Origin of the sequence: Flammeovirga sp. OC4 (assembly GCF_000812565.1) — a bacterium.
GTDB lineage: Bacteria > Bacteroidota > Bacteroidia > Cytophagales > Flammeovirgaceae > Flammeovirga.
Map to the genome: position 1 here is coordinate 1 of NZ_JTAM01000059.1, position 23,727 is coordinate 23,727.

Consider the following 23,727-nt stretch of genomic DNA (forward strand, 5'->3'; position numbering starts at 1 on the left):
TAGATTTAGATACTCTATTTGAAGATATTGACGGTCAACCATTGACTTATACAATAACACTAGAAAACGAATCGGTAGTTGATTTCACAAGTAGTTCCTCCAATTATTTTATTTTCACTCCAAAGTCAATTGGCAGTAGTGCAGTTACAATTACAGCTTCCGATCAATATTCTGAAATAGCTCAGACATTTGACATTACTGTTCTCAATCGACAACCTCATCTAATGCAGAGGATAGAACCTCAAGAGCTGTATTTAACCGATACAGGTTTCAATGTAGATTTAGATACCCTATTTGAAGATATTGACGGTCAACCATTGACTTATACAATAACACTAGAAAACGAATCGTTAGTTGATTTCACAAGTAGTTCTTTAAATCATTTTACTTTCATTCCGAAATCTATTGGAAGCAGTGAAGTTACGATTACCGCTTCCGATCAATATTCTGAAGTAGCTCAGACATTTGACATTACGGTTCTCAATCGATCCCCTCATCTATTGCAGAGGGTAGAATCTCAAGAGTTGTATTTAACCGATTCAGGTTTCAACATAGATTTAGATACACTATTTGAAGATATTGACGGTCAACCATTGACTTACACAATAGCACTAGAAAACGAATCGGTAGTTGATTTCACAAGTAGTTCTTTAAATCATTTTACTTTCATCCCGAAATCTATTGGAAGCAGTGAAGTTACGATTACCGCTTCCGATCAATATTCTGAAGTAGCTCAGACATTTGACATTACGGTTCTCAATCGATCCCCTCATCTATTGCAGAGGGTAGAATCTCAAGAGTTGTATTTAACCGATTCAGGTTTCAACATAGATTTAGATACACTATTTGAAGATATTGACGGTCAACCATTGACTTACACAATAGCACTAGAAAACGAATCGTTAGTTGATTTCACAAGTAGTTCTTTAAATCATTTTACTTTCATCCCGAAATCTATTGGAAGTAGTGAAGTTACGATTACCGCTTCCGATCAATATTCTGAAATAGCTCAAGTATTTGATATTACGGTTCTCAATCGATCCCCTCACTTGATGAAAAGGATAGAACCTCAAGAGTTGTATTTAACCGATTCAGGTTTCAATGTAGATTTAGATACTCTATTTAAAGATATTGACGGTCAACCATTGACTTACACAATAGCACTAGAAAACGAGTCAGTAGTTGATTTCACAAGTAGTTCCTCAAACCATTTTACTTTCATCCCGAAATCTATTGGAAGCAGTGAAGTTACGATTACGGCTTCCGATCAATATTCTGAAGTAGCTCAGACGTTTGACATTACGGTTCTCAATCGACAACCTCATCTAATGCAGAAGGTAGAATCTCAAGAGTTGTATTTAACAGACTTAGGTTTCAATGTAGATTTAGATACACTATTTGAAGATATTGACGATCATTCATTGACCTACAGCATAGAATTAGAAAACGAAGAGGTAGTAGATTTCACAAGTAGTTCCTCCAATTATATTATTTTCACTCCAAAGTCAATTGGCAGTAGTGCAGTTACAATTACCGCTTCCGATCAATATTCTGAAGTAGCTCAGACATTTGACATTACTGTTCTCAATCGACAACCTCATCTAATGAAAAGTGTAGAACCTCAAGAGCTGTATTTAACCGATTCAGGTTTCAATGTAGATTTAGATACACTATTTGAAGATATTGACGGTCAACCATTGACTTATACAATAACACTAGAAAACGAATCGTTAGTTGATTTCACAAGTAGTTCTTTAAATCATTTTACTTTCATCCCGAAATCTATTGGAAGTAGTGAAGTTACGATTACCGCTTCCGATCAATATTCTGAAATAGCTCAAGTATTTGATATTACGGTTCTCAATCGATCCCCTCACTTGATGAAAAGGATAGAACCTCAAGAGTTGTATTTAACCGATTCAGGTTTCAATGTAGATTTAGATACTCTATTTAAAGATATTGACGGTCAACCATTGACTTACACAATAGCACTAGAAAACGAATCGTTAGTTGATTTCACAAGTAGTTCTTTAAATCATTTTACTTTCATCCCGAAATCTATTGGAAGTAGTGAAGTTACGATTACCGCTTCCGATCAATATTCTGAAATAGCTCAAGTATTTGATATTACGGTTCTCAATCGATCCCCTCACTTGATGAAAAGGATAGAACCTCAAGAGTTGTATTTAACCGATTCAGGTTTCAATGTAGATTTAGATACTCTATTTAAAGATATTGACGGTCAACCATTGACTTACACAATAGCACTAGAAAACGAATCAGTAGTTGATTTCACAAGTAGTTCCTCAAACCATTTTACTTTCATCCCGAAATCTATTGGAAGCAGTGAAGTTACGATTACCGCTTCCGATCAATATTCTGAAGTAGCTCAGACATTTGACATTACGGTTCTCAATCGACAACCTCATCTAATGCAGAAGGTAGAATCTCAAGAGTTGTATTTAACAGACTTAGGTTTCAATGTAGATTTAGATACACTATTTGAAGATATTGACGATCATTCATTGACCTACAGCATAGAATTAGAAAACGAAGAGGTAGTAGATTTCACAAGTAGTTCCTCCAATTATATTATTTTCACTCCAAAGTCAATTGGCAGTAGTGCAGTTACAATTACCGCTTCCGATCAATATTCTGAAGTAGCTCAGATATTTGAGATAGCTGTTCTTAATCAAATACCTTATTTGATTACTAATTTTGAAGACAAAGAATATTACTTATCTGACCGTCAATTTAAATTGTACTTGGACGATTATTTTATAGATGAAGACCTTCACACCTTATCATATGAGGTAAGTTCTAACAACAGCACTTTTATTGATTTTACTATAAGCAATGCTGAATTAGCAATTCAGTTTAATGAAAGTGGGGAAGGTACTGTATCGATTGAAGCTATGGATAGCTTTGGGGGAAGTCATCAATCAAGTTTCAACCTGACTGTTTTAGAAGACACAATCACCGCTTTGTCCTCTACAGAATTTATAGAAGTGCATGTTTATCCTAATCCTGTAAGAGATGTTGTACATTTACTGCTCAATAAGTATGTTGATACTAAATCAATCAAATTATTTGATGGGGCAGGGAAAGAAATGACCAATCTCAACATAAATCATACTATCACTTCTAAAGGAAATAATTATACTATAACAACTGATAATTTTTCAAGTGGAATCTATTTCATAAGAATTGAAATTACCGGTTTTAGTTCCTTTTCTTCTAAATTTATAATTAAATAGCTTTATAGTCCAATTGTATTATTTAGAGAGTCCTTATATTATTAAAGTTTCATTGGTTTTATTTTTTAAGTGCTTGATATTCAATCCTATTATGTTTAAATTGAAGGATTGTATGGTAAATCGGATTATTAGATGTATACACTAACTCAAGTACTTACCACTCATTAAATTTAAATATTTTACTATCACATTTGACCCTCCTAAATAACGCAAAAATGAAAAGAATCAATAAACGATCATTTTATTACAAGTATTCTGGACTGCAAAAGTTTATATTATCAGTGCCAGTTATCAGTTTGGTTTTTCTACTAGTGTACCCTCTTTCTTTTGAAGAGGCCAAATTAGCTAATCTTATTTTATTCTCTTTTAGTGGATTGAGTCTTATGTTGGTGATCAACAAAAGAAACTATCTGAAATGGGACTTAAATGAGGTAGAGGTAAAAGTGAAAGGAACTCCTAAAACCATAATCCAGAAAGAGACTATTGATGAATTTTCCATCAATGATACTACTTTCACAGTCACACTATACGACGGAAAACAACACATTTTTGACTTAAAAGGATTAAAAACAAATGAATTAGAATTGTTTTTTAGCACTTTTAAAGATGCAGTCAACGAATCAGAAAAAACAGAAATTCTCTTTCACAATTATAATAAGATGTCTCTCATCTACAGAGATGATCAGTAAATTTATTATGATGAAAAAAAGACCTCTCTAAAATACTTTAGTAGAGGTCTTTTTATAAAAAACGATGTAGTATATAAGTAAAACGAAATAAGGAGTTTGGATAATGTTTTGTAGCTGTAAAAAGAATAGATGCTTTTCGATTTGTATTTTGTTACCGTAAAGATAACATGGAGGATTTAAATAAAATATCTTTTTATTTTTAACAATTGCTAAGTAACTTTCAAGTCTAATGTTACATTCATTTAGTGTTGATCATAATGGTAATAAACTTTCCTCAAACAAGATTTTTTTTATTCATTTCATTATTAATCTCAACTACTGTTTTTGGTATTACACCAAAAGAAAATGTAGATCAATATGTCAAAGAAAACTACCCTAAACGTTTTTCTACGATTGAAAAATTTGCCAATAGGGTAAAAACGGATTTTAAAACGAAAGAAGAACAAGCTAGAGCAATTTATTGTTGGATGGCATATAATATAAGTTATGATGTGAAAGGTTTGAATGAACAGAAAGTATTTAAATATTCTTATAGCAATGAAGCTCAGAAATTAGCAATCGAAAAACAGATTTTTAAAGAAATTGCTGAGGATGCTTTAAAAGATAAGAGTGCTATTTGTGATGGATATTCAAAACTTTACAAAGCAGTTTGTGATGAGTTAGGTATTGAATGTGAAATTGTAGAAGGTTTCTCCAGAGTATATTTATCGGATTTAACTCGAAAATTTCAGAATCCAGATCATGCCTGGAATGCCATTAAAATTAATGGTCAATGGTATTTAGTAGATGTTACATGGGGGGCAGGGTATTTGGATCAATCCATGAAATTTGTTTGGGAATATGAGCCTCTTTATTTCAAGGGGAGTCCTGAAGTATTTTTTAGAAATCATTACCCTTCAGATAAAAAGTGGTTATTTATGGATAAAACATTTACAGATTTTACCAATCAACCTCTTTACTATCTTACTTCCATCACAAAAGAAACAGAAGTTTTAGCACCATTAACTTCATTTGTAAATCAAAACGGACCAATCGAAATTCAACTTAAAACTAAATTAGAAGCAAAGAATTTTAATTACGCTTTCGATACTGAACCTTATCTTCAGGATTTTAAAGTAACAATGAATAAGAACAACATCTCTTTATTAGTTTCACCCCCAAAACGTAAAAGTAAATACTTGACTATTTATTATAATGGAACAGGGGTAATAACCTACAAATGCCAATAGCTGTTATAAAAAAACTTAAATGGTATTTAGCAATTTAAATACATAAATAAAGTCTAGCTCAATTAATGTTTTATTACAAGTGACACTAATTGAGCTTTTTAATTCAACACTACAAACATAACATAGTGTACATTATTATCTTGTAATACGTTAATAGAGACTGAAATATTATTAATAGGTTATTTTATCCTTGAAAATGATTCATTTTTGCCGAATTAAAAACCTAATAATAGAAATGAAAAAACTAATACTGCTATTGTTGATTGTATATTATACCCCTTTATATGCTCAACATATTCATCAGGAAAAATCAGAAAATAATCGGAGTGAAATATTTAAGCGAGATATACAAAAGAATACTTTCATTCCTAAAGGTCAATGGTTAGTAGGATCCACTTTTAAATACAGGGAGAGCTCTACAGATAACTACAAATTCCTTATGATGGAAGATTGGTCTGGGAGTGCATATAATTTTAATGTTAGCCCATTTGTAGCTTATTTTTTAAGAGATGATTTTGCAATAGGAGCAAGATTTACCTATAAAAGAAGATTTTCAAAAATAGATGATATGAAAATCAAGATTGATGATGATATGGCTTTTACTGTAAAAGGCCAAGAAGAAATATCACATACATTCTATTCTACTTTTTTTATGAGGCATTACCTAAGCCTTGGTAACAGTAAAAGATTTGCTTTATTCAATGAAGTTGGGGTATCGTATGGGTATGGTCAGTCAAAAAGTATGACACATGGTGAAACACCTGCCGATACAAAAGGAACTTATTCGGTAATAAATGAATTTAATATAGGTGTATCACCAGGTATGGTTGCTTTCATCAATGACAATGTTGCATTGGAAGTGATGATCGGTATTATGGGATTCACGAATAAGTGGGTGCAGCAAACTGAAAACCAAGTAACAGAAGGGTGGAGAAGGTCAAGTGATGCCAACTTCAATATTGATATTTTTTCATTGAATATAGGACTAGCATTTTACATTTAAGCCATGAGAATCAACAAACTTATTTCCCTAATTATTGTATTCATTTTTTGTATTTCATGTATTGAAAATGATTTGCCCTACCCGAAAGTATTAGGAGAAATTTTATATATAAAAATGAGTAATCAAGTTGGAGATGCGAATATATCTTCTTCTGAACAGACAGCTAATGTTACTGTTCATGCTTATAGTGATCTTTCAGACTTGAGTATTGATTCGTTAATTATAACGGAGGGGGCAACTATTTTTCCAAATCCTGACTCTGTTTCCGACTTTACTTCTGATGTTGAATTTACGATTACTACATATCAAGATTATGATTGGAAGGTAATCGTAGAAAAAGAGATGCCTGAAGTGGAGATAACAAAATTTGAGGTTGAAGGAGAAAGATCAACGATTATTGATCATGGCAATCAATTGATCACGGTAATTATGCCTGTAGAGTATGATCTTTGTAATTTAAACATCACGAGTTTTGAATATACTCCTGAAGAACATACGTTATCTCCTGATTATACAATCGTTCATGAGTTGTGTGATACAGTATCTTTCTTCTTTTCTGAAATGTTGGAGTGGAAAGTAATCGCTCAGCACGAAGCATCAATGTTTACGTCATTTACTATTGAAGATCAAATCTCTTCAACAATAAACTTTGATCAAAATACGATTGATGTTTTGATGCCATCTACTGCTGACCTTTCCAATTTACGGATTACTTCTTTCCATTATCTCCCGGAAAATAGTACAGTAACTCCAGGAGATGAGGTGACAGATTTTTCATCACCTGTAACTTATGAATTTGAAGATGGAACACTTTGGGTGGTTAACGTTACTCAAGAAGCTTTTGAAGGTGAACAGGTGCCATTCAGTAATTTTACTACATGGTTTTTAAATGGAAGTTCGCAAAATAGAGGATATTATTTACCAGGTAACGATATTTCAACTCCTTGGAGAAGTGGTGATAAGGGTGCTGCAGAAGTAATTTTCCCAGCATTTTTGCATACTGTTTTTCCTTATCCTAACACAATTTCTCCATCAGGAGGAACTTTAGAAACGAAATCAGTTTTAGGGAAGCTAGCATCAGGGTCGTTATTTACAGGTGAAATACATGGTTCTGGAATTGATAATGTGGATACTGATTTTGGTGTGCCATTTACAAGCAGACCAAAGCGATTTAAAACTACATTTACATACGAACCCCAATCGTATAGTGGCACCATGGATGAATGTGATATCTATGTAATTCTTCAAGTAAGAGAAGGTAGTGGAGATCAAGAGAAAAGGTATAGACTTGCAACTGCTTGGTACAGATCTGATGAAGAAGTAAAATCTTTTAAAGAACTTTCAATGGATTTAACTTATGGTGAATTATCAGGAGTCCCTACTTTTATGTTACCTTCAGAAGAAAGCAAAGAGATGCCAGAACATGGTTTTTATCATGATGATGAAGCTAATCCAACTCATATAATTGTTGTTTTTGCATCGAGTGCACACGGTGCTAGTTTTATTGGGGGTGTAGGCAGTAAAATGGTTACACAAGGGATAGAATTAGAGTATTGATCAACAAAATAACCTCAAAAGGCCAAATAGTATCATTATAGTTTTCTATACTACTATTTGGCCTTTTTTATGCTTTCGTCAATTGAAATTCATACATTATATATAATAAACAAGAATCTCTGAAATAATTTTAACAATTAAAGATTCTTTATAATTTTGATAGTTATTCATGAGAAAAGTTGAAGTATGACCTTTGTTGAGTTACTTCGAAACTTTTGTAAAAGCCTATATCAATCTCCTCTTCAATATGAAGAATACACTTCAATTAGTATTATTTTTTTTATTTTTTGTAACCACTATTAACAACGTAGTAGAGGCACAGATTTATAGTGTTCAAAATGCTTTACACGCAGGTATTGAAGGTGTTTTTATTAGAGATGAACATGGAGAAAGTACAATTACTGATAAACAAGGCAACTTTGAATTATTTGGTAATGGGAAAAGGCTTACTTTTTCTCATGTAAACTTTAAGACAGTTACTGTCAGCAGAGATCACATCAATCGTTATTTTGTCATTTATCTAGATGAAAAGATTATCCCATTAGATGAAATTGTAGTTGGAGCGAATAAATGGGAAGAAAAATCATATGAAAACCCTCAACAGGTTAGAAGTATCAAAAGTGTAGCCATTGCCAATGATATGCCACGTACAACTGCTGATCTAATTGGAAATACGGGAGAAGTATTCATTCAAAAGAGTCAAATGGGGGGAGGTAGCCCAATGATCAGAGGTTTTGCCGCCAATCAAATTTTATTAGTAGTGGATGGAGTGAGAATGAACAACGCAATTTATAGAAGTGGTAATCTTCAGAATATATTAAGTGTGGATCCTAATAGTGTGGAACATGCTGAAATTATTTTTGGACCAGGAAGTGTTATTTATGGGAGTGATGCTTTAGGTGGCGTAATTGATTTTCACACCAGAACACCCAAACTCAGTGATAATGAATTAGTGACTTTACATGGTGATGCCGCTATACGTTTAGCCTCAGCAACTGGAGAAGGAACAGGTGCAATACATTTAGATGCAGGAAATAATAAATGGTCTTGGCATGGAGGATTTACTTATTCTTCTTTTGAGGATTTGAACTCAGGGAAATGGTATAAGTCAAATAGTGACCGCTTTGGTCAAAGGAAGTTTGTGGTAGTGACAAAAAATGGCGTTGATCAGATTCAGTCAAATTTCCATGAACTTGAAAAGCAAACTCCAACAAGTTATGAGCAAGTTAGTACTCAGCAAAAAGTAAGGTTCAAACCGAATGAATTTGTAGATATTCAGTATTCTTTTTTGTTTACGAATACTTCTAATGTTCCTAGATACGACCGATTAACAGAGTTGAACCCTCTAAAAGATGATGAAGGTAAAAATATCAATGTTACTTCAGAAGATGTAATTAGTATAGACAATAATCTTTTGGAGACCACTTATGGATCTACAACTCCAAAGTTCTCACAATGGTATTATGGACCACAACTTTGGATGTTGAATGCTTTAAAATTGAAATTATCAAAGCCTAATCGGTTGTATAATGATTTTAAGTTGACATTCTCACAGCAATTTGTAAAAGAGGATCGTCACAATAGGAAGTTCAATGATGAGCTAAGGAATAATGATTATGTGGACGTTAATATATGGGCACTCAATCTTGATTTGCTCAAGAAGATGAATGATAAATTCGAATTAGCTTATGGATTTGAAGGAACAACAAACAAAGTAAATGCTAGAGCAGAAACATACAATATTCTAACAGGTGCTAAAAATAATGCTCTTCCAAGATATGCAGGTGGAGGAAGTTATTATTCAACTTTAGGTCTTTACGGAGTAGGAAAATACCGTATCAACAAAAAGTTGATTGCCTCTTTAGGATTAAGGTATTCTCATACATTTATCAGTTCTGATTATACCGATCAAGCTTCAGAGCAATTAAACTTACCTTATGATCATTTTAACTACGATGTTGGTTCTTTAACGGGAAGTCTTGGACTCAGTTATCAAAATGAAGACTGGTTATTAAAAACACAATTTGCAAAAGGTTTTAAGGCCCCTAACATTGATGATATTGGAAAAGTGTATAATCCTTCGAAAGATGATTTAGTTGTACCAAACTCAAATTTAAAACCTACAGATGTATATACTATTGATGCAACTATTGAAAAAAGGTGGGATGATATTTTCCAAGTTGGATTAACAGGGTTTTACTCTTGGCTGCATAATGCAATGGTCCGCGGGCCTTATCAATTTAATGGACAAGATTCAATTGTTATTGATGGTGATAAATATGCAGTGTTCGCACTTCAAAACACAGGAAAAGCAAGAATTGCAGGAGTTTCACTTCAGCTTAAAGCGAACTTAAGTCAAAATTTAACTTTACAAGGTGCTTACACTTATACTACCGGAGAAGATGAAGTTACTGGAGATCGTTTACGACATGTTCCACCTGGTTTTGGTAAACTAGAAATAATTTATTCTAGAAATCGTTGGCATGTAGGTTTAAATACTTTTTATAGCGGAGGAATTGATTTTCAGGATTTAGCACCTTCAGAACAAGAAAAACCATACCTCTATGCTCATGAGGGAGCATTATCGTGGTGGACTTTAAATTTCCAAAGTAGTATTCGCTTAAGAGACTTTGCAGAATTACATTTTAATGTTGAGAATATCTTAGACCAAAGTTATAGAACTTATAGTTCAGGAATTAACGCCCCCGGTAGAAACGTTACCTTTGGTATGAGAGGTTTTTTCTAAAGTAATTTTTGATTGCTGAAATACACTCTTTTCAATCATCAGAAAGATAAATTTCCTTGTATAATCATTGTATAAATTTAAGATTTTGTCAATTTCGTAATCAATGTTATGAGATTGATTTTTGTTTTTCATAACTTATTAGCAAGCTGGATTTTATAATCTATTTATTCATAGTAAAAATTAAAACCATTAATCAATCACCATGTACAGATTGCTTATTTTATTAGGTATGTCAATTTATTTGATTGGCTGTAGTACCTCCACTTCTAGTCCGTCTAAAGATTCTGAATTATCAGGAGAAAATAAAAAAACAAATATATTAGTCCTCATTGGAGACGATATTGCTTTTGGTGATCTAGGCGTTTATGGATCAGAAATCAAAACTCCCAATTTCAATCGATTAGCAAAAGCAGGAGTACGTTTTTCTAATTTCCACTCCTCACCAGTGTGTTCAGTGACACGTTCGATGTTAATGACAGGTTGTAATAATATCGAAGTTGGTTTAGGCTCTTTTGATTATTCATTCTATCCTGATTCAAAAGGAAAACCTGGCTATGAAGGTTATCTGACAGAAAATGCTGTAACCATTTCTCAGCTTTTCAACGATGAAGGGTATGACGTCATAAAAGTAGGAAAGTGGCATTTGGGAGGAGAAGAAGCGGGAGGTTTTGGTCCTTCTCATTGGGGCTTTAATAAAGAGTTTGGCATTTTATCAGGAGGATCTAACCATTGGAATAACCTCAGAATGACACCTATTTTTTCTGATCCTGATTTTATGAATAAGAAATTTGAAGAGCATTGGACTTTGAATGGTAAAAAATATGACAGACCAGATGGTGTTTATTCAGGCGAATTGTATACAAATCAACTTTTGAAGTTCATCAAAGAATCAGATGCTGATGGTAAGCCTTGGTTTACATGGATGGCTTTTACAACAGCTCACTTCCCAATCCAAGCACCACCAGAGTTGATTGATAAGCATTATAAATTTTATTTAGAAAAAGGGTATGAGGGGTTGAAAAAATACCGTTATAAGAGTTTGAAAAAACATGGGCTAATCTCTCATTCTGCAACAGAGGCTCCAGAAAATGACCTTGTGAAAAAATGGAACGACTTGAGTGAAGAGGAGAAAAAATATCAAGCTAGAGTTTTTGCAACTTATGCTGCTGAAATTGAAGATCAAGATAATCGAATTGGTCAAATCTTAGACTATTTGAAAGAATCAGGGCAGTTGGAAAATACAATGATAGTGTATTTATCTGATAATGGTCCTGAAGGTATGGAAGCAGAAAACCCGAATACTGGTAATGAAGTTTTTGGTCAATGGATTGCTAAAAATTATGACACAAGTTTTGAAGCCATAGGAACAGCCAATTCTTGTAATTATATCGGTACAGCTTGGGCTAATGCAGCTACAGGTGGCCTTTCATGGTGGAAATGGTTTATTGGTGAGGGAGGTATAAGAGTACCTATGATGATTGTTCCTCCGGGAGCAATGACCCAAAAATATGAAAGAGCTGGAGAAATCAGTAATGTGGTTTTTTCAGTAAAAGATTTACCAATGACGATCCTTGATTATGCAGGAATTAAACATCCGGGTAGTACATACAAAGGAAAAAAGGTTACTGCTCCAAGTGGTATTTCTGCAAGATCATTTTTAGAAGGAAAGTCGGAAATTGTAAGGTCTGAAGACGACTGGTATGCTTTTGAACTTTTCGGAAATGCTTATTTGATGAAAGGGAATTATAAACTGATGAAAGTCAGAAAAGGAATGTTTGGAGATGGAGAGTGGCATCTTTATGATGTGGTGAAAGATCCTTCTGAAAGAGTATTTTTAGAAGAAGAGATGCCAGAAAGGTTTAAAGAAATGATGAGTCTCTATAAATCTTATGAGCTCAAACATAATTTAGTTCAAGTGGATGAGGGGTGGAACGCTTTCCAAGCTGCAAGTGAAGCAAACTAAAAAATAACTATAGCGGTGATTGATGGATATACAATTACCGCTATTTTTATGAATTATAAATGAGCACCAAAGTCTACATATTCAAACCCTGTCGAATCAATGTAAAAATGCTTAGTGGTAATTCTTCTCCCATTTGCAGACTTCAGGACTTTTGCAAAACCATTACTGAAAGTAGAGATGAAGTCATATTTTGGTTGAACAAGTACTTTTAAATTATTATCTAAAACACCGTAAAATGGGCTATTTGACTTTGAGAAAACGAATAGACCTTCTTTGCCTTCTTTTAAACTGTCAATTTTTAATGTAGTCGATAATTTGGTATACGTTGTATTGTCGTGAAACTGATAAAGACCGTTACTGTTTTTAAAAGCAAGAGGCGTATTTTCACTTACAAATCCATCCACATAATCATCAAATGGAATTTTTATATCACCATTGTATTCCGAAAAACATACTTTCTCATCCCAACTTTTTAAGATAAAGCCCCTTTCATTTTGTCCCAAAAAGTGCTGAATCGGTACGGTTGCAAGCGTTAGTTTCCCCGATTTATTAATGATACCATTCGGAGAATCCATTACATAAACATGTTCATAATTACTTGCAATATAGTTGTCACCATACAAATGTGTTCTGCGGGCATGAGAAAAGCCATATTTAAAATCATGTGCTTCTATAAATTGTGCTGGAATAGTCATAATACCTGAATGATTGATGTATCCACCTTTTCCATGTACTACATTTTTTACAACAAGTGCCAAACCTTCTGAATAATCACCAACTTTTCCATATTGAATTGTAACAACTACTTGTCCGAGCGTATTGATAAAGCCATACCACATGTCTCCATTTTCACCCCAATGTTTTTTCTGATTGTTTTCACCAAACCCTCTTTTAGTAAACTTCATATCTTTTGAGAGTATACCAATATTTAAGGTTTTGTAGTTTTCAACCCTAAAGTTGTATGTAGTGGGATCTTTTAATAAACCAACAGCTGCTTTACCTTCTGAAAAAGCACCAATATAATCGTATTTAAAAGGGACTACAACCTGCCCTTTTTGATTAATTACGCCAAACTTTTTATTCTTAACAACGGCTAACAAACCTTCAGAAAAATGTGGAGGCTCTTCGAATATGGTAGTATAAGTACCAATTTTCACTACTTCATTTCCTTTTTTATCAATAAAACCAAACTCGCCATTCTTTTCCACATAGGCTAAATTTCCATCAAATAGTTCTGCATGATCAAACTGAATTGGGATGACAAGCTTTTTGGTAGTGGAGGACATATACCCGTATTTTCCAGATTTTAGATAAGGAACTAGGGATTCTTGTGCGAAAAGTAAATTGGCAAACAGTAATACAATAGAAAAAGTACAAAAAGTTTTCATCACTTCATTTGGAGGCTAAAAAATAAAAAATGTCATCAAATGTAATAAAATTATATGTAATTCATAATGCTATCACTGTAAATAATGCCTTTAAAATTAGTGTCTTAAGCTGTTTAGTCACCATAATAGTGTTATTTCTTATGATCTCAAGTAAAGCTAGTTTGTGACAATCATGTAATGATTTAAATGTGTACTTTATTATTCATTTTTGAGCTGTCACCTTTTGTAATTTGGATTTTTTTTAATTCTAAATGAAAAGTGTGATGTTTGTTTCAAGAAAAATTCACAAGAAACAGAAAGAATTTTGTAGAATCATCATTTAATTAAATAGCCTCTAAAAGAACATTTTTATAAAGTGTTCTTTTTTTTTGTTGTATAATTTACTCTTTATAACACTTTTGATAATCTGTATTACTGAAAAAAGTCTTACAATTAAAACACTGTTACTAAAAAATACTAAAAGTATGTGATGTGAATAATGTTAAAATAAATACCGTTAATTCAATGCAACCTTTTTTAATGATATCTATTATTCTTGTAAACGAATAGCTAATCAGTTAAACCTAATTTTAATATTTAAACGAATTGTCTATAGTAAAATAATTACTAATACCATTAAATCATTTCTTTTTTATTGAATTTCAATGTTCGTCAAAGTCTTTGCTATGACTATTCATTGGATTTTTATAGATGTCACAAGTTGCTTTGAATGCTAGATATTAAAGCGCCTTACGACTTACTGTCTTATATAACTATTCACTAAAACCAGATAGTTTTATTAGCCAACCAATTAATTATAATCAACTTTATTATCTTATTATGATCAAGAGAGTACTCTTTTTACTCACTTTATTGACGTGTAGTATCTCATCTCTATACGCCCAAGAAAGAAGAGTTTCAGGTGTCGTTTCTGATACCGATGAAAACACTATGCCCGGAGCTACAGTCCTTGTAGTGGGTACAACAGTAGGAGCAGTTACCGATTTTGAAGGTAGCTATTCAATCGAACTTCCAGAAGGTGCAGAAAAATTAGAAGTAAGACTAATTGGATACACTACTCAAGTATTGGAGATTGGTACACAATCAGTAATCAATATTATCTTAGAAGAAGACGCTCAAGAACTAGACGAAGTCGTAGTAACAGCCTTAGGTATGGAAAAAGACAAAAAGTCTTTAGGTTACTCGGTGAGTGAAGTAAAAGGTGACGATTTGAAAACTGCAGATAACGATATCTTAAGTTCATTAAATGGTCAAGTAGCAGGTGTACAAGTAACTGCATCATCAGGTGCTGTTGGTTCATCTTCAAGAGTAGTAATTCGTGGTAACTCATCTTTAACAGGTGATAACCAACCGTTATATGTAGTAGACGGTGTACCTGTAGATAACACTTATAACTCAGGTAATACCTCATCAGGTGGAGCTGACTTCGGTTCTCCGATCTCAGATTTGAACCCAGATGATATTGAGTCAATGACAGTCTTAAAAGGACCTAACGCAGCCGCTTTATATGGTTCAAGAGCCGTGAACGGTGCCATCATCGTTACGACTAAAAAAGGTAAAGGATCTCAAGGATTAGGTGTATCATTATCAAATACAACTACATTCCAAACACCATTGATTTTACCAGATTACCAAAACACTTACGGTCAAGGTATGAACGGAGAGTTCAAATTCGTTGATGGTAAAGGTGGTGGTACTCATGATGGTTTTGACGAATCATGGGGACCTCGTTTAGATGCTGGATTAATGATCCCTCAGTTCCACTCAAATGGTGAAGCAGTGCCGTGGGTATCTAACCCTAACAACGTGAGAGATTTCTTCGAAACAGGTCACGTATCAACATCAAACTTATCGATCTCTCACGCGAATGAGAATACTAACATGCGTTTCAGTTTAATGTACTCAGACCAAAAAGGTATGGTACCAAACACTGGTTTGAATACGTATAGTGCATCAATGGCTATCGGTCATAAAATCACTGAGAAATTACGTTTTGACGCTAAAGCAACTTACTCTCATAGAGGGTCAGACAACTTACCTTCTCAAGGTTATGGAGCTAACAACGTAATGCAACAATTCGTTTGGTTCGGTCGTCAGGTTGATGTAGCGGGCTTACAGAACTACAAAAAATTAGACGGTACTCCATACAACTGGAACTACAACTACCATGATAACCCGTACTGGATTGCCTACGAGAACACTAACTCACAAAGAAGAGACCGTGTAAATGGTTATGCTTCAATGAAATATAACTTCACGGATTACTTAAGTTTACAAGTGAAAGGTGGTACGGACTTCTATACTGAAAACCGTATGCAAAGAACTGCAAAATACTCTATCAACAACCCAACAGGTGGTTTTACAGAAGAGAATTATTTTGTAAACGAGTCAAACTTTGACTTCTTACTTTCATTCTCAAAAGACTTTGGTCGTGATTGGAACGTATCAGCAAACGCTGGTGGTAACAACATGTATAGAAGTTATAAGAGAGATGCAATGACAGCAACAGGTTTAGCAAACCCTGGTATTTATACTCCTGCTAACGCCGTAGGTCAAATTGATGCGATCACTTACTTCGAAGAGCAAATCATCAACTCTTTATATGCAACTGCTTCAGTAGGTTTTAGAGATTACTTATTCATGGACGTTTCAGTACGTAATGACTGGTCTTCAACTTTACCTGCAGCAAATGATAGTTTCTTGTATCCATCAATCAACTTATCTTATGTATTCTCTGAGCACGTTGACTTGCCACAGTGGATTTCAAATGGTAAAGTTAGAGGTGGTTGGGCACAAGTAGGTGCAGCGGCTAACCCTTATATGTTACAAAACGTATATGGTTCTCCACTACCTTGGGACGGAAACCCAATGTTTAAGTATGCTGACATTCAATCAAACCCTAACTTAAAGCCAGAGACAACAAACTCATGGGAAACTGGTTTAGAGATGTCTTTCATCAACAATAGATTAGGATTTGAGGCTGTGTACTACAAGAAGAATACTTATGACCAAATTGTAAATGCTGACGTTTCTGCAACTTCTGGTTATAGATACTCTACGATTAACGCAGGTGAAATTGAAAACAAAGGTTTTGAATTCCTATTGTATGCTACTCCTATTCAAACAGATGATTTCCAATGGGATGTTTCATTCAACTATACGAAGAACGTTAACACGGTGAAGTCATTAGCCGATGGTGTAGATTCATTTATCTTAGGTGACTACTGGGGATTAACTACTGAAGCTCGTCCAGGTGAGCCATTAGGTACTTTCTATGGTATTAAGTATGAACGTTCTCCTGACGGTGATATCATCGTAAACGAACAAGGTATCCCTCAAAGAACGACAGAGAAAGAAGCATTAGGTGACATCAACCCAGATTGGAGAGGTGGTATCCGTAACTCAATCACTTACAAAGGATTTACTTTATCAGCATTGATTGATATCCAAAAAGGAGGTAGCATCTTCTCAGTAACTAACATGTTTGGTGAATATGCAGGTGTTTTAGAAAAAACAGCTATTGATCGTGAAAGTGGAAGAACTGTAGGTGTTGTACCTGACGGTAACGGTGGTTACAAACCAAATGAAGTTTCTGCTGACGCAATGACCTATTACCAAGGTTTATATGGTATCCATGAAGAGTATGTTTACGATGCTTCATATGTAAAATTAGCTCAACTTTCTATCGGATATAATTTACCTCAAAAATGGTTGAAGAACACAGGTCTTAAAGGTCTATATGTAGCAGCTGTAGGTAATGACCTTTGGATGATGTACAAAAATGCTCCAAACATTGATCCTCAAGCTGGTTTCGGTGCAGGTATGTCAGGTCAAGGTTTCGAATTTGGTCAGTTACCAACTGCAAGAAGTTTCGGATTTGATATCAAGATGAAATTCTAATTAGAATTCAATCTATCAAATTAAAACATCCATTTAATAGAAAAGAAAAATGAAAAAATATATTAATTATATATTCTCAATCATAGTTTTGGCAAGTATGACTTCTTGTTTCAAAGACTTTGAAGAAATGAGACAAAACCCTAACAGTCCTAGTGAAGTTGAGCCAGAGGCTTTATTTGCCAATGTACTTTACACAAGTACAGGTAGTTTTTATGGTGCACAAGGACAATACTTTAACCTAACAGGTGCAGGTCTTTGGGCGCAACACTTCGCAAAAATCCAATACCTTGACGAAGACTGGTACGAGTACCGTCCTGGCGTAATGGATGAAAAATGGAAAAGAATGTATGCAGGTGTGTCAGGAAGCAATAATGACATTAACCTAGCTGGTCTTTATGATTTGGAGTTGGCTTTACATAGCGTTCGTAAGCGTAAGGAGATTGCTGAAGAATCTGATGATGCTATTGGCGTTAAAAATGCACAAGCATTAGAAGGTGCAATGTTGGTAGCAAAAGCGTACTTCTTCTCAGTAACAACGGATGTTTGGGGTGATATTCCTTATTCTGAAGCATTCCAAACTATTGAATTAGGTTACGAAACAACAAACTTCCAACCTGTTTATGATCAACAGCAAGATATCTATAATTCTTTATTTGAATTATTAGAAGAAGCCAATGAGTTATTATCTCACGGTGGAGGAATTGATGCTGGTTCAGATATCATTTACAGTGGTAGAACAGATAACTGGCAGAGATTAGCCAACTCTTTGGCAGCAAGATTATATACTAGAATCAACAAAGTAGATGCTAATACTTCAGCTGCTGGTTTAACAAAGTTATTCAGCGATCCAGGTAAGTATCCAATGTTTACTAGCAACTCTGATGATGCCGAATTAGTGTACTTAGGTTCTCAACCATACATGCAACCTATCTTCTACAACAGATATATTGATAACCGTGATGATTTTGCTGTATCAAAAAATGTTGTTGATCTGTTGAAAGAAACTAACGACAAAAGGTTATATATCTACGCTCAACCTACACCAAGATCTATGGATCCTGATGCTAATCTTGAAGTGGAGTATGTAGGACAAGAAAATGGAGTGCCTAGAGATGAATTCCCATTATTGAACTCAGTATCAAGAATCGGATCTCTTTACAGAGAGCAACCGGATGGTAAATCATTCTGGATGACATATTCAGAGTTAAAATTCATTGAAGCAGAAGCAGCTTTAAATGGTATCCCAGGTATTACAGGATCTGTACAGACGTTAGTAGAAGAAGGTATCAGAGCATCTTTCGAAAAACAATATGCTGATGTTGAGAAATATCAAGCTAAGATGATTCCTGTAGCTGGAGATGAGATCTTAGGACCAAATGATGATGCATCTGAAGTAATTGCTAACCTGAACTGGAACAAGAATGGTGGTCAATTCAGAATCATTATGGAGCAAAAATACCTATCTATTTTCACAAATGGTCCTGAAGCATTTGCTGAATTAAGAAGAACAGGATGGCCTGCAATTGATGAGGTGAGAGGTGCAAGTCAGTACACTGAAGGACTTCCAAACCGTTTCCCTTATCCATTCTCAGAGCAAACTTCAAATGCTGCCAACTTGGCAAAAGCATCTGAAGGTATTGTAAATACAGTTTATGGTAAAAAAGTATGGTTTGCTGAAAACACAGAAATCAACTACAAATAAAGAAACAAACACAAGGATAAGCAATTATCCTTGTGTTTGAAAATTGAGAATATCAATAGCAAAAAACTAAAACTATTTTTCATCATTATCACATAAATTGAATTGTTAAGAAAAAGGCATTTTTATGAAATGCCTTTTTGTGTCTGTATACAGAAAAGGCTTTTATTCTTCTACGAAGATTGGAAAATCAGTGACACCATACGGAATAATTGAAGTAGGGGATTGTTTTCCAGATGTTAGTTCTTTGACTCTTCGAGATAGATACCAATCCAATGCCTTTACATAGATTACTCCTTGTTGGTCTTGATCTGCCTTACCTTTTAACCCTTCAATCAAAGCTTCTGTAAAAGCCCCATTTTTCCATTGATCACTTTCTACCGAAAGTTGAGTTCCTGTGGAAGAAGTAAATACGACAGCACCATTTTCAGCATCAGACAATTCGTTGATTGTTTTGGTAAGGTTGAAGTTAGTAGACCTTGCTCCATTAATGACATTTCCAGAGTGGCAAGTATCAATAAACAAAATTGCCTTTCCAGGAATAGTAGAGATGGTATATTTAAATTCTATAAAAGAGAGACATGTTCTACGTATACTATTTAAGTCAGAATCATGAGGAAGATAATAAAAGGCTCCGTTTCTATCATTCATACCATGTCCAGCCACAAAAATCATAGCAACATCTTTACTTGTTGTTTCATTTTGAATCCACTCTAATGCATCCAATATATTTCCTTTGGTCGCCTCACTGTCTGTTAACAACTTATGATATACATTCTCATATAGTCCTCCTTTCTGTGCTTGAATAATACTTTTAAAATCATTAGCGTCTTTTGCTCCATATTTTAAATCCAATCCTCCATTCAGATAATCACTCACACCTATAGACAATAAGTAAAGATTGGGTTTGGGTGCTGTCTCTTTTTCTCCGCTCCATTTAATCATTACCGAAGATGGCTCGCTCCAACCATTTTCGTTTTTGGCAATAACAAGCAGAAAACAATCCTCTTTGGGTAAGGTGATATTCATCAAATGAACTTCATCTTCTTTCAATTGTAGCCCTCTACTTTGTTCAATCGTCTTGCCATTAATCATCACTTTAATTTCTTCAATTTCTGAACCATTTAAAGACCTTGCAGTGTATTGGAGTTGAAGATTCGTACTTGAAACGACTTCACCCATACTTGGGTATTTTATTTTTACAACAGGCGGTAGCTTTTCTATTAATTCTTCATTATTAATCGACCTTGCATTCACTTGAATAGCGGAAGGAGCCATTAAAGAATTGATAGTATCGGGGTGATAATAGGTATCTCTTAATCTCGAAACATCATAGAAATGGGTAATTCTAGAAGAAATATTTACATGCCAACCTAAATATTTTTCAGCTCCGATAGCGGTGTCATAAAAGCCATCTTTGGTATAAAAAATCCATTTTTGATTTGTAGGGTCAATGAATAATGAGAGTAGGTAATTATTTTTCTTTTTTGGTGCATATTCAAAACCAAACTTACTCGTGTTTTTATTAATGATAATCTCTTTAATCTCATCACCTCTCTTTATACTAAACTTATAACTTCCTTTTCTTTGAATCAGAGGAGATAAGTCCTTTTTATCTTGAATAGGATAATTATTTACCGAAAGGATGATGTCACCTTGACGAATGCCATTTCGGTAAGCTAAGCCAGTCGGTTTTACAGTCTTTAGCTGTACACCTTTGATCTCTTTGAAATCGGTGTTGTACCACCTGATACTGCCATCTTGTGTAAAAGACACAATTTTCTTTTGATCAGGAGTGATAATGATATTTACAACTGGAGAGGGGGAATCAATATGCCACAAACGTTTGTTTTCTTTTGTCAAATAATATATGCCTCTATGTGTTCCCAATGCAACAAAATTACCATCTTGAGATACATCAACAGCTTGACAAAATTCATAATTGTTGATGAATTTAACAGTGTCATTATTGATCATTGGATACATCGAATAGTTCCAATTACTGACTGTAGTGTTATTTCGGCCTTCTTTAGCAACATAAAAATTGTTTTCAGGAGCTATAAAACTTCTCGTATTAATATCGAAACTTAGTTTTTCATCTTTGTTCTTAATGGTAATAATATTGGCTTTCTCATTGATTCCAAAATCTTCCATTTTACTGTTGAAGTAATCCAAGTGATGACTGTTTTTCTGATAAACATCACTGAATGTTTTATCGTAAGCAACAATTTCTGGTACGGTACTAAAGAACAGGTAATGCTCTTTACTTTCTCTGATATGATTGATATTTCCATTCCCAATTAAGAGTCTCTCTGTTAAACCTTTTGTAGGGTGAAATACAGCTAAATTTTGTTTTAATTTTGATAAACTATCAGAGAAGGAGAACATCAGGTTGTCATTTGATGTAGAAAAAAGAGTATTAATCCGGTGAGCATTCTTAATGGTAATATCCTTTTTAAACTTCAATTCTCCTCCATTGGATAAATGATATTGAGTAATCTCTGGACTATTTAAAAATATGATTGTTGCAAGATTTTTCTCTTTGTTCAATACAAGACTTTTAGGAGCTTCATGCTTTGTTTTAAATTTAGCCTTGAAGTTATATTCTTGATCAAATATGTAAATGTTCCCATCTAAAGAAGTAATTAATATTTGATTCTTGGGACCAAAATTGATGGATCTGATTTCATCTTCGAACTGATTTAATACTTTTTTCTTATAGTAAATGCCACTTTTTAAACCAAAAATCCCCACTTGAGCATTACTGTAAAATGATACAATCAAATCATTGTTGGGATGAAAAGCAAGATCACTTACTACATTAGGAAGACCAGAAATCACTTGCTTTATCTCCCAATTTTGAATATTGAATAGGTATATATTCTTATTCTTTTTATGCTGCCCCGTATAACCGCCCACTGCTAATAGAGTCTCATCATTTGAAACAGCACAAGCAAATAGCTTTCCTATCAAACCTTCACCAATAGGTACTCTTAATGTTTTGATTAGGTCTCCGTTTGTGATATCCCAGACTTTTATGGTTTTATCTTGAGATGTGGTAAAGTAATATTTTGACGATTGGCAAACATCAGATATTTCTTCTAAATGCATCTCATTATTTAATCGAAGAAAAACATCTTTTTGAGCAAATGTGATGTTTGTTATTAGGGTGAGGCATAAATAGAGGAGAGGTAAGAATTTTATGTTTTGAAGCATGGAATTTATCTTATTGTAATAGTTAATTCAAAAATAGAAAAAATGAGTGAAATCACAATTCTAAAAGGCATGTGATAATTATTAGATTTTTGTGTAAGTAGATTATTATTTTAAATACATTTGTAATAATCCCCCTACTGTTCGTAGTGTTAAGTGAAAGCGTCACTGCGAACTTGTTTTTTAAAAATAAATTTTCAACTTATCACTTAAAAAGCAGAAACCTTAAAATCAGAAAAATGAAGGGTTTTACTCACACTAAGCAGTAACCTACAGGCACGCTACACCTATTTATAAACATGGAGGTCTAAAACAGCTCGACCTTTCCCCAAGAATCATCAATGGAGAAGAGAAAGTATTGCAATCGCTTAATTATGTATATACTTTAAACGGAGCTCTTAAAGCCATCAATAAAACAGGAGAGGATACCAATGCCTTTGAAGATGTTTTTGCCATGCAGTTACAGTATTTCAGTGGAGACTATGAAAACACGGCTACGCCATTGCCAAAAGTAGCCATGGAAGAAGAACATTATGACGGTCAGATTTACGCTTTACTTTGGGAAGGGAATTATAGGGATGCCCAGCATGATACACCTACAACAATATCAGGAGCTTATCAATATAGCTATGATTTTAAAGGACAGTTGGTCAGAGCAGATTATGGTACCACGATAGCAGGAGTAGGTAATACCTTAGTGTTTACTCCAAATAATGCATATTCTGTTGGTAACTTGGCGTATGATGCCAACGGTAATATCCAAACGTTGAATAGAAATAATGGAGCGGGTGATGTGATGCATAATCTATCCTATACTTATGATAACACCTATCTCAATAGATTAAGAGAGGTGACTAACCATGGAAATACGTATGCCAGCTATACCTACGATGCCATCGGTCAATTAGAAGAGTCTACAGTAGAAGGTATAGTACAAAAACCAAGCTTCAACGTCCAAGGCTATATGACGAGCATTTCAGATGAGAATGAAGAAAAAGTAGTCTATAATTATAACACCTTAGGCTTTCGATCATCTAAACATTCTTATACTGAATGGAATAGCTACATTTACCCGGAGAGTAA

12 protein-coding genes are annotated in these 23,727 nt (G+C 34.0%); 10 read left to right on the top strand and 2 right to left on the bottom strand.

Going from position 1 to position 23,727, the window contains the following annotated elements:
- From PL77_RS22650 to PL77_RS22680, 7 genes are all read left to right on the top strand, one after another.
- Positions 1 to 3,257: T9SS type A sorting domain-containing protein (locus PL77_RS22650; protein WP_044210626.1), on the top strand; the 3,257-nt coding region annotated here is incomplete at its 5' end.
- 215 nt (positions 3,258 to 3,472) lie between these two features.
- Positions 3,473 to 3,946 (top strand): hypothetical protein, encoded by a 474-nt coding sequence (locus PL77_RS22655; protein ID WP_044210629.1) that lies wholly within the window; start codon positions 3,473 to 3,475, stop codon positions 3,944 to 3,946.
- Positions 3,947 to 4,203: 257 nt separating this feature from the next.
- Positions 4,204 to 5,175 (top strand): transglutaminase domain-containing protein, encoded by a 972-nt coding sequence (locus PL77_RS22660; protein ID WP_044210631.1) that lies wholly within the window; start codon positions 4,204 to 4,206, stop codon positions 5,173 to 5,175.
- Between the two features lie 235 nt (positions 5,176 to 5,410).
- Positions 5,411 to 6,178: a hypothetical protein gene (locus tag PL77_RS22665; RefSeq protein ID WP_044210633.1), complete on the top strand. Its 768-nt coding sequence runs from the start codon at positions 5,411 to 5,413 to the stop codon at positions 6,176 to 6,178.
- Between the two features lie 114 nt (positions 6,179 to 6,292).
- Positions 6,293 to 7,735 (top strand): PCMD domain-containing protein, encoded by a 1,443-nt coding sequence (locus PL77_RS22670; protein WP_172665929.1) that lies wholly within the window; start codon positions 6,293 to 6,295, stop codon positions 7,733 to 7,735.
- A gap of 247 nt (positions 7,736 to 7,982) precedes the next feature.
- Complete coding sequence (locus PL77_RS22675) at positions 7,983 to 10,481, top strand: TonB-dependent receptor domain-containing protein (RefSeq protein ID WP_044210639.1); 2,499 nt, start codon at positions 7,983 to 7,985, stop codon at positions 10,479 to 10,481.
- A gap of 202 nt (positions 10,482 to 10,683) precedes the next feature.
- Entirely contained in the window at positions 10,684 to 12,444 is a 1,761-nt protein-coding gene (locus PL77_RS22680) for an arylsulfatase (protein ID WP_052444652.1), read from the top strand.
- Positions 12,445 to 12,497: 53 nt separating this feature from the next.
- On the opposite strand, the gene PL77_RS22685 is transcribed toward PL77_RS22680, so the two are convergent.
- Entirely contained in the window at positions 12,498 to 13,832 is a 1,335-nt protein-coding gene (locus PL77_RS22685) for a WG repeat-containing protein (protein ID WP_044210642.1), read from the bottom strand.
- An 819-nt stretch (positions 13,833 to 14,651) separates the two neighbouring features.
- On the opposite strand from PL77_RS22685, the gene PL77_RS22690 reads away from it, so the two are divergent.
- Together PL77_RS22690 and PL77_RS22695 are read left to right on the top strand one after the other, a co-directional pair.
- The gene (locus tag PL77_RS22690) at positions 14,652 to 17,732 is read left to right on the top strand and encodes a SusC/RagA family TonB-linked outer membrane protein (protein ID WP_044210644.1); all 3,081 of its coding nucleotides are present in this window, start codon (positions 14,652 to 14,654) and stop codon (positions 17,730 to 17,732) included.
- 49 nt (positions 17,733 to 17,781) lie between these two features.
- The gene (locus PL77_RS22695) at positions 17,782 to 19,434 is read left to right on the top strand and encodes a SusD/RagB family nutrient-binding outer membrane lipoprotein (protein ID WP_044210647.1); all 1,653 of its coding nucleotides are present in this window, start codon (positions 17,782 to 17,784) and stop codon (positions 19,432 to 19,434) included.
- A gap of 162 nt (positions 19,435 to 19,596) precedes the next feature.
- Here PL77_RS22695 and PL77_RS30950 read toward each other — a convergent pair whose 3' ends face one another.
- The gene (locus tag PL77_RS30950; RefSeq protein ID WP_082026690.1) at positions 19,597 to 22,647 is read right to left on the bottom strand and encodes a caspase family protein; all 3,051 of its coding nucleotides are present in this window, start codon (positions 22,645 to 22,647) and stop codon (positions 19,597 to 19,599) included.
- 355 nt (positions 22,648 to 23,002) lie between these two features.
- On the opposite strand from PL77_RS30950, the gene PL77_RS22705 reads away from it, so the two are divergent.
- A partial coding sequence (locus tag PL77_RS22705) for a hypothetical protein (protein ID WP_044210649.1) occupies positions 23,003 to 23,727 on the top strand: 725 nt, incomplete at its 3' end.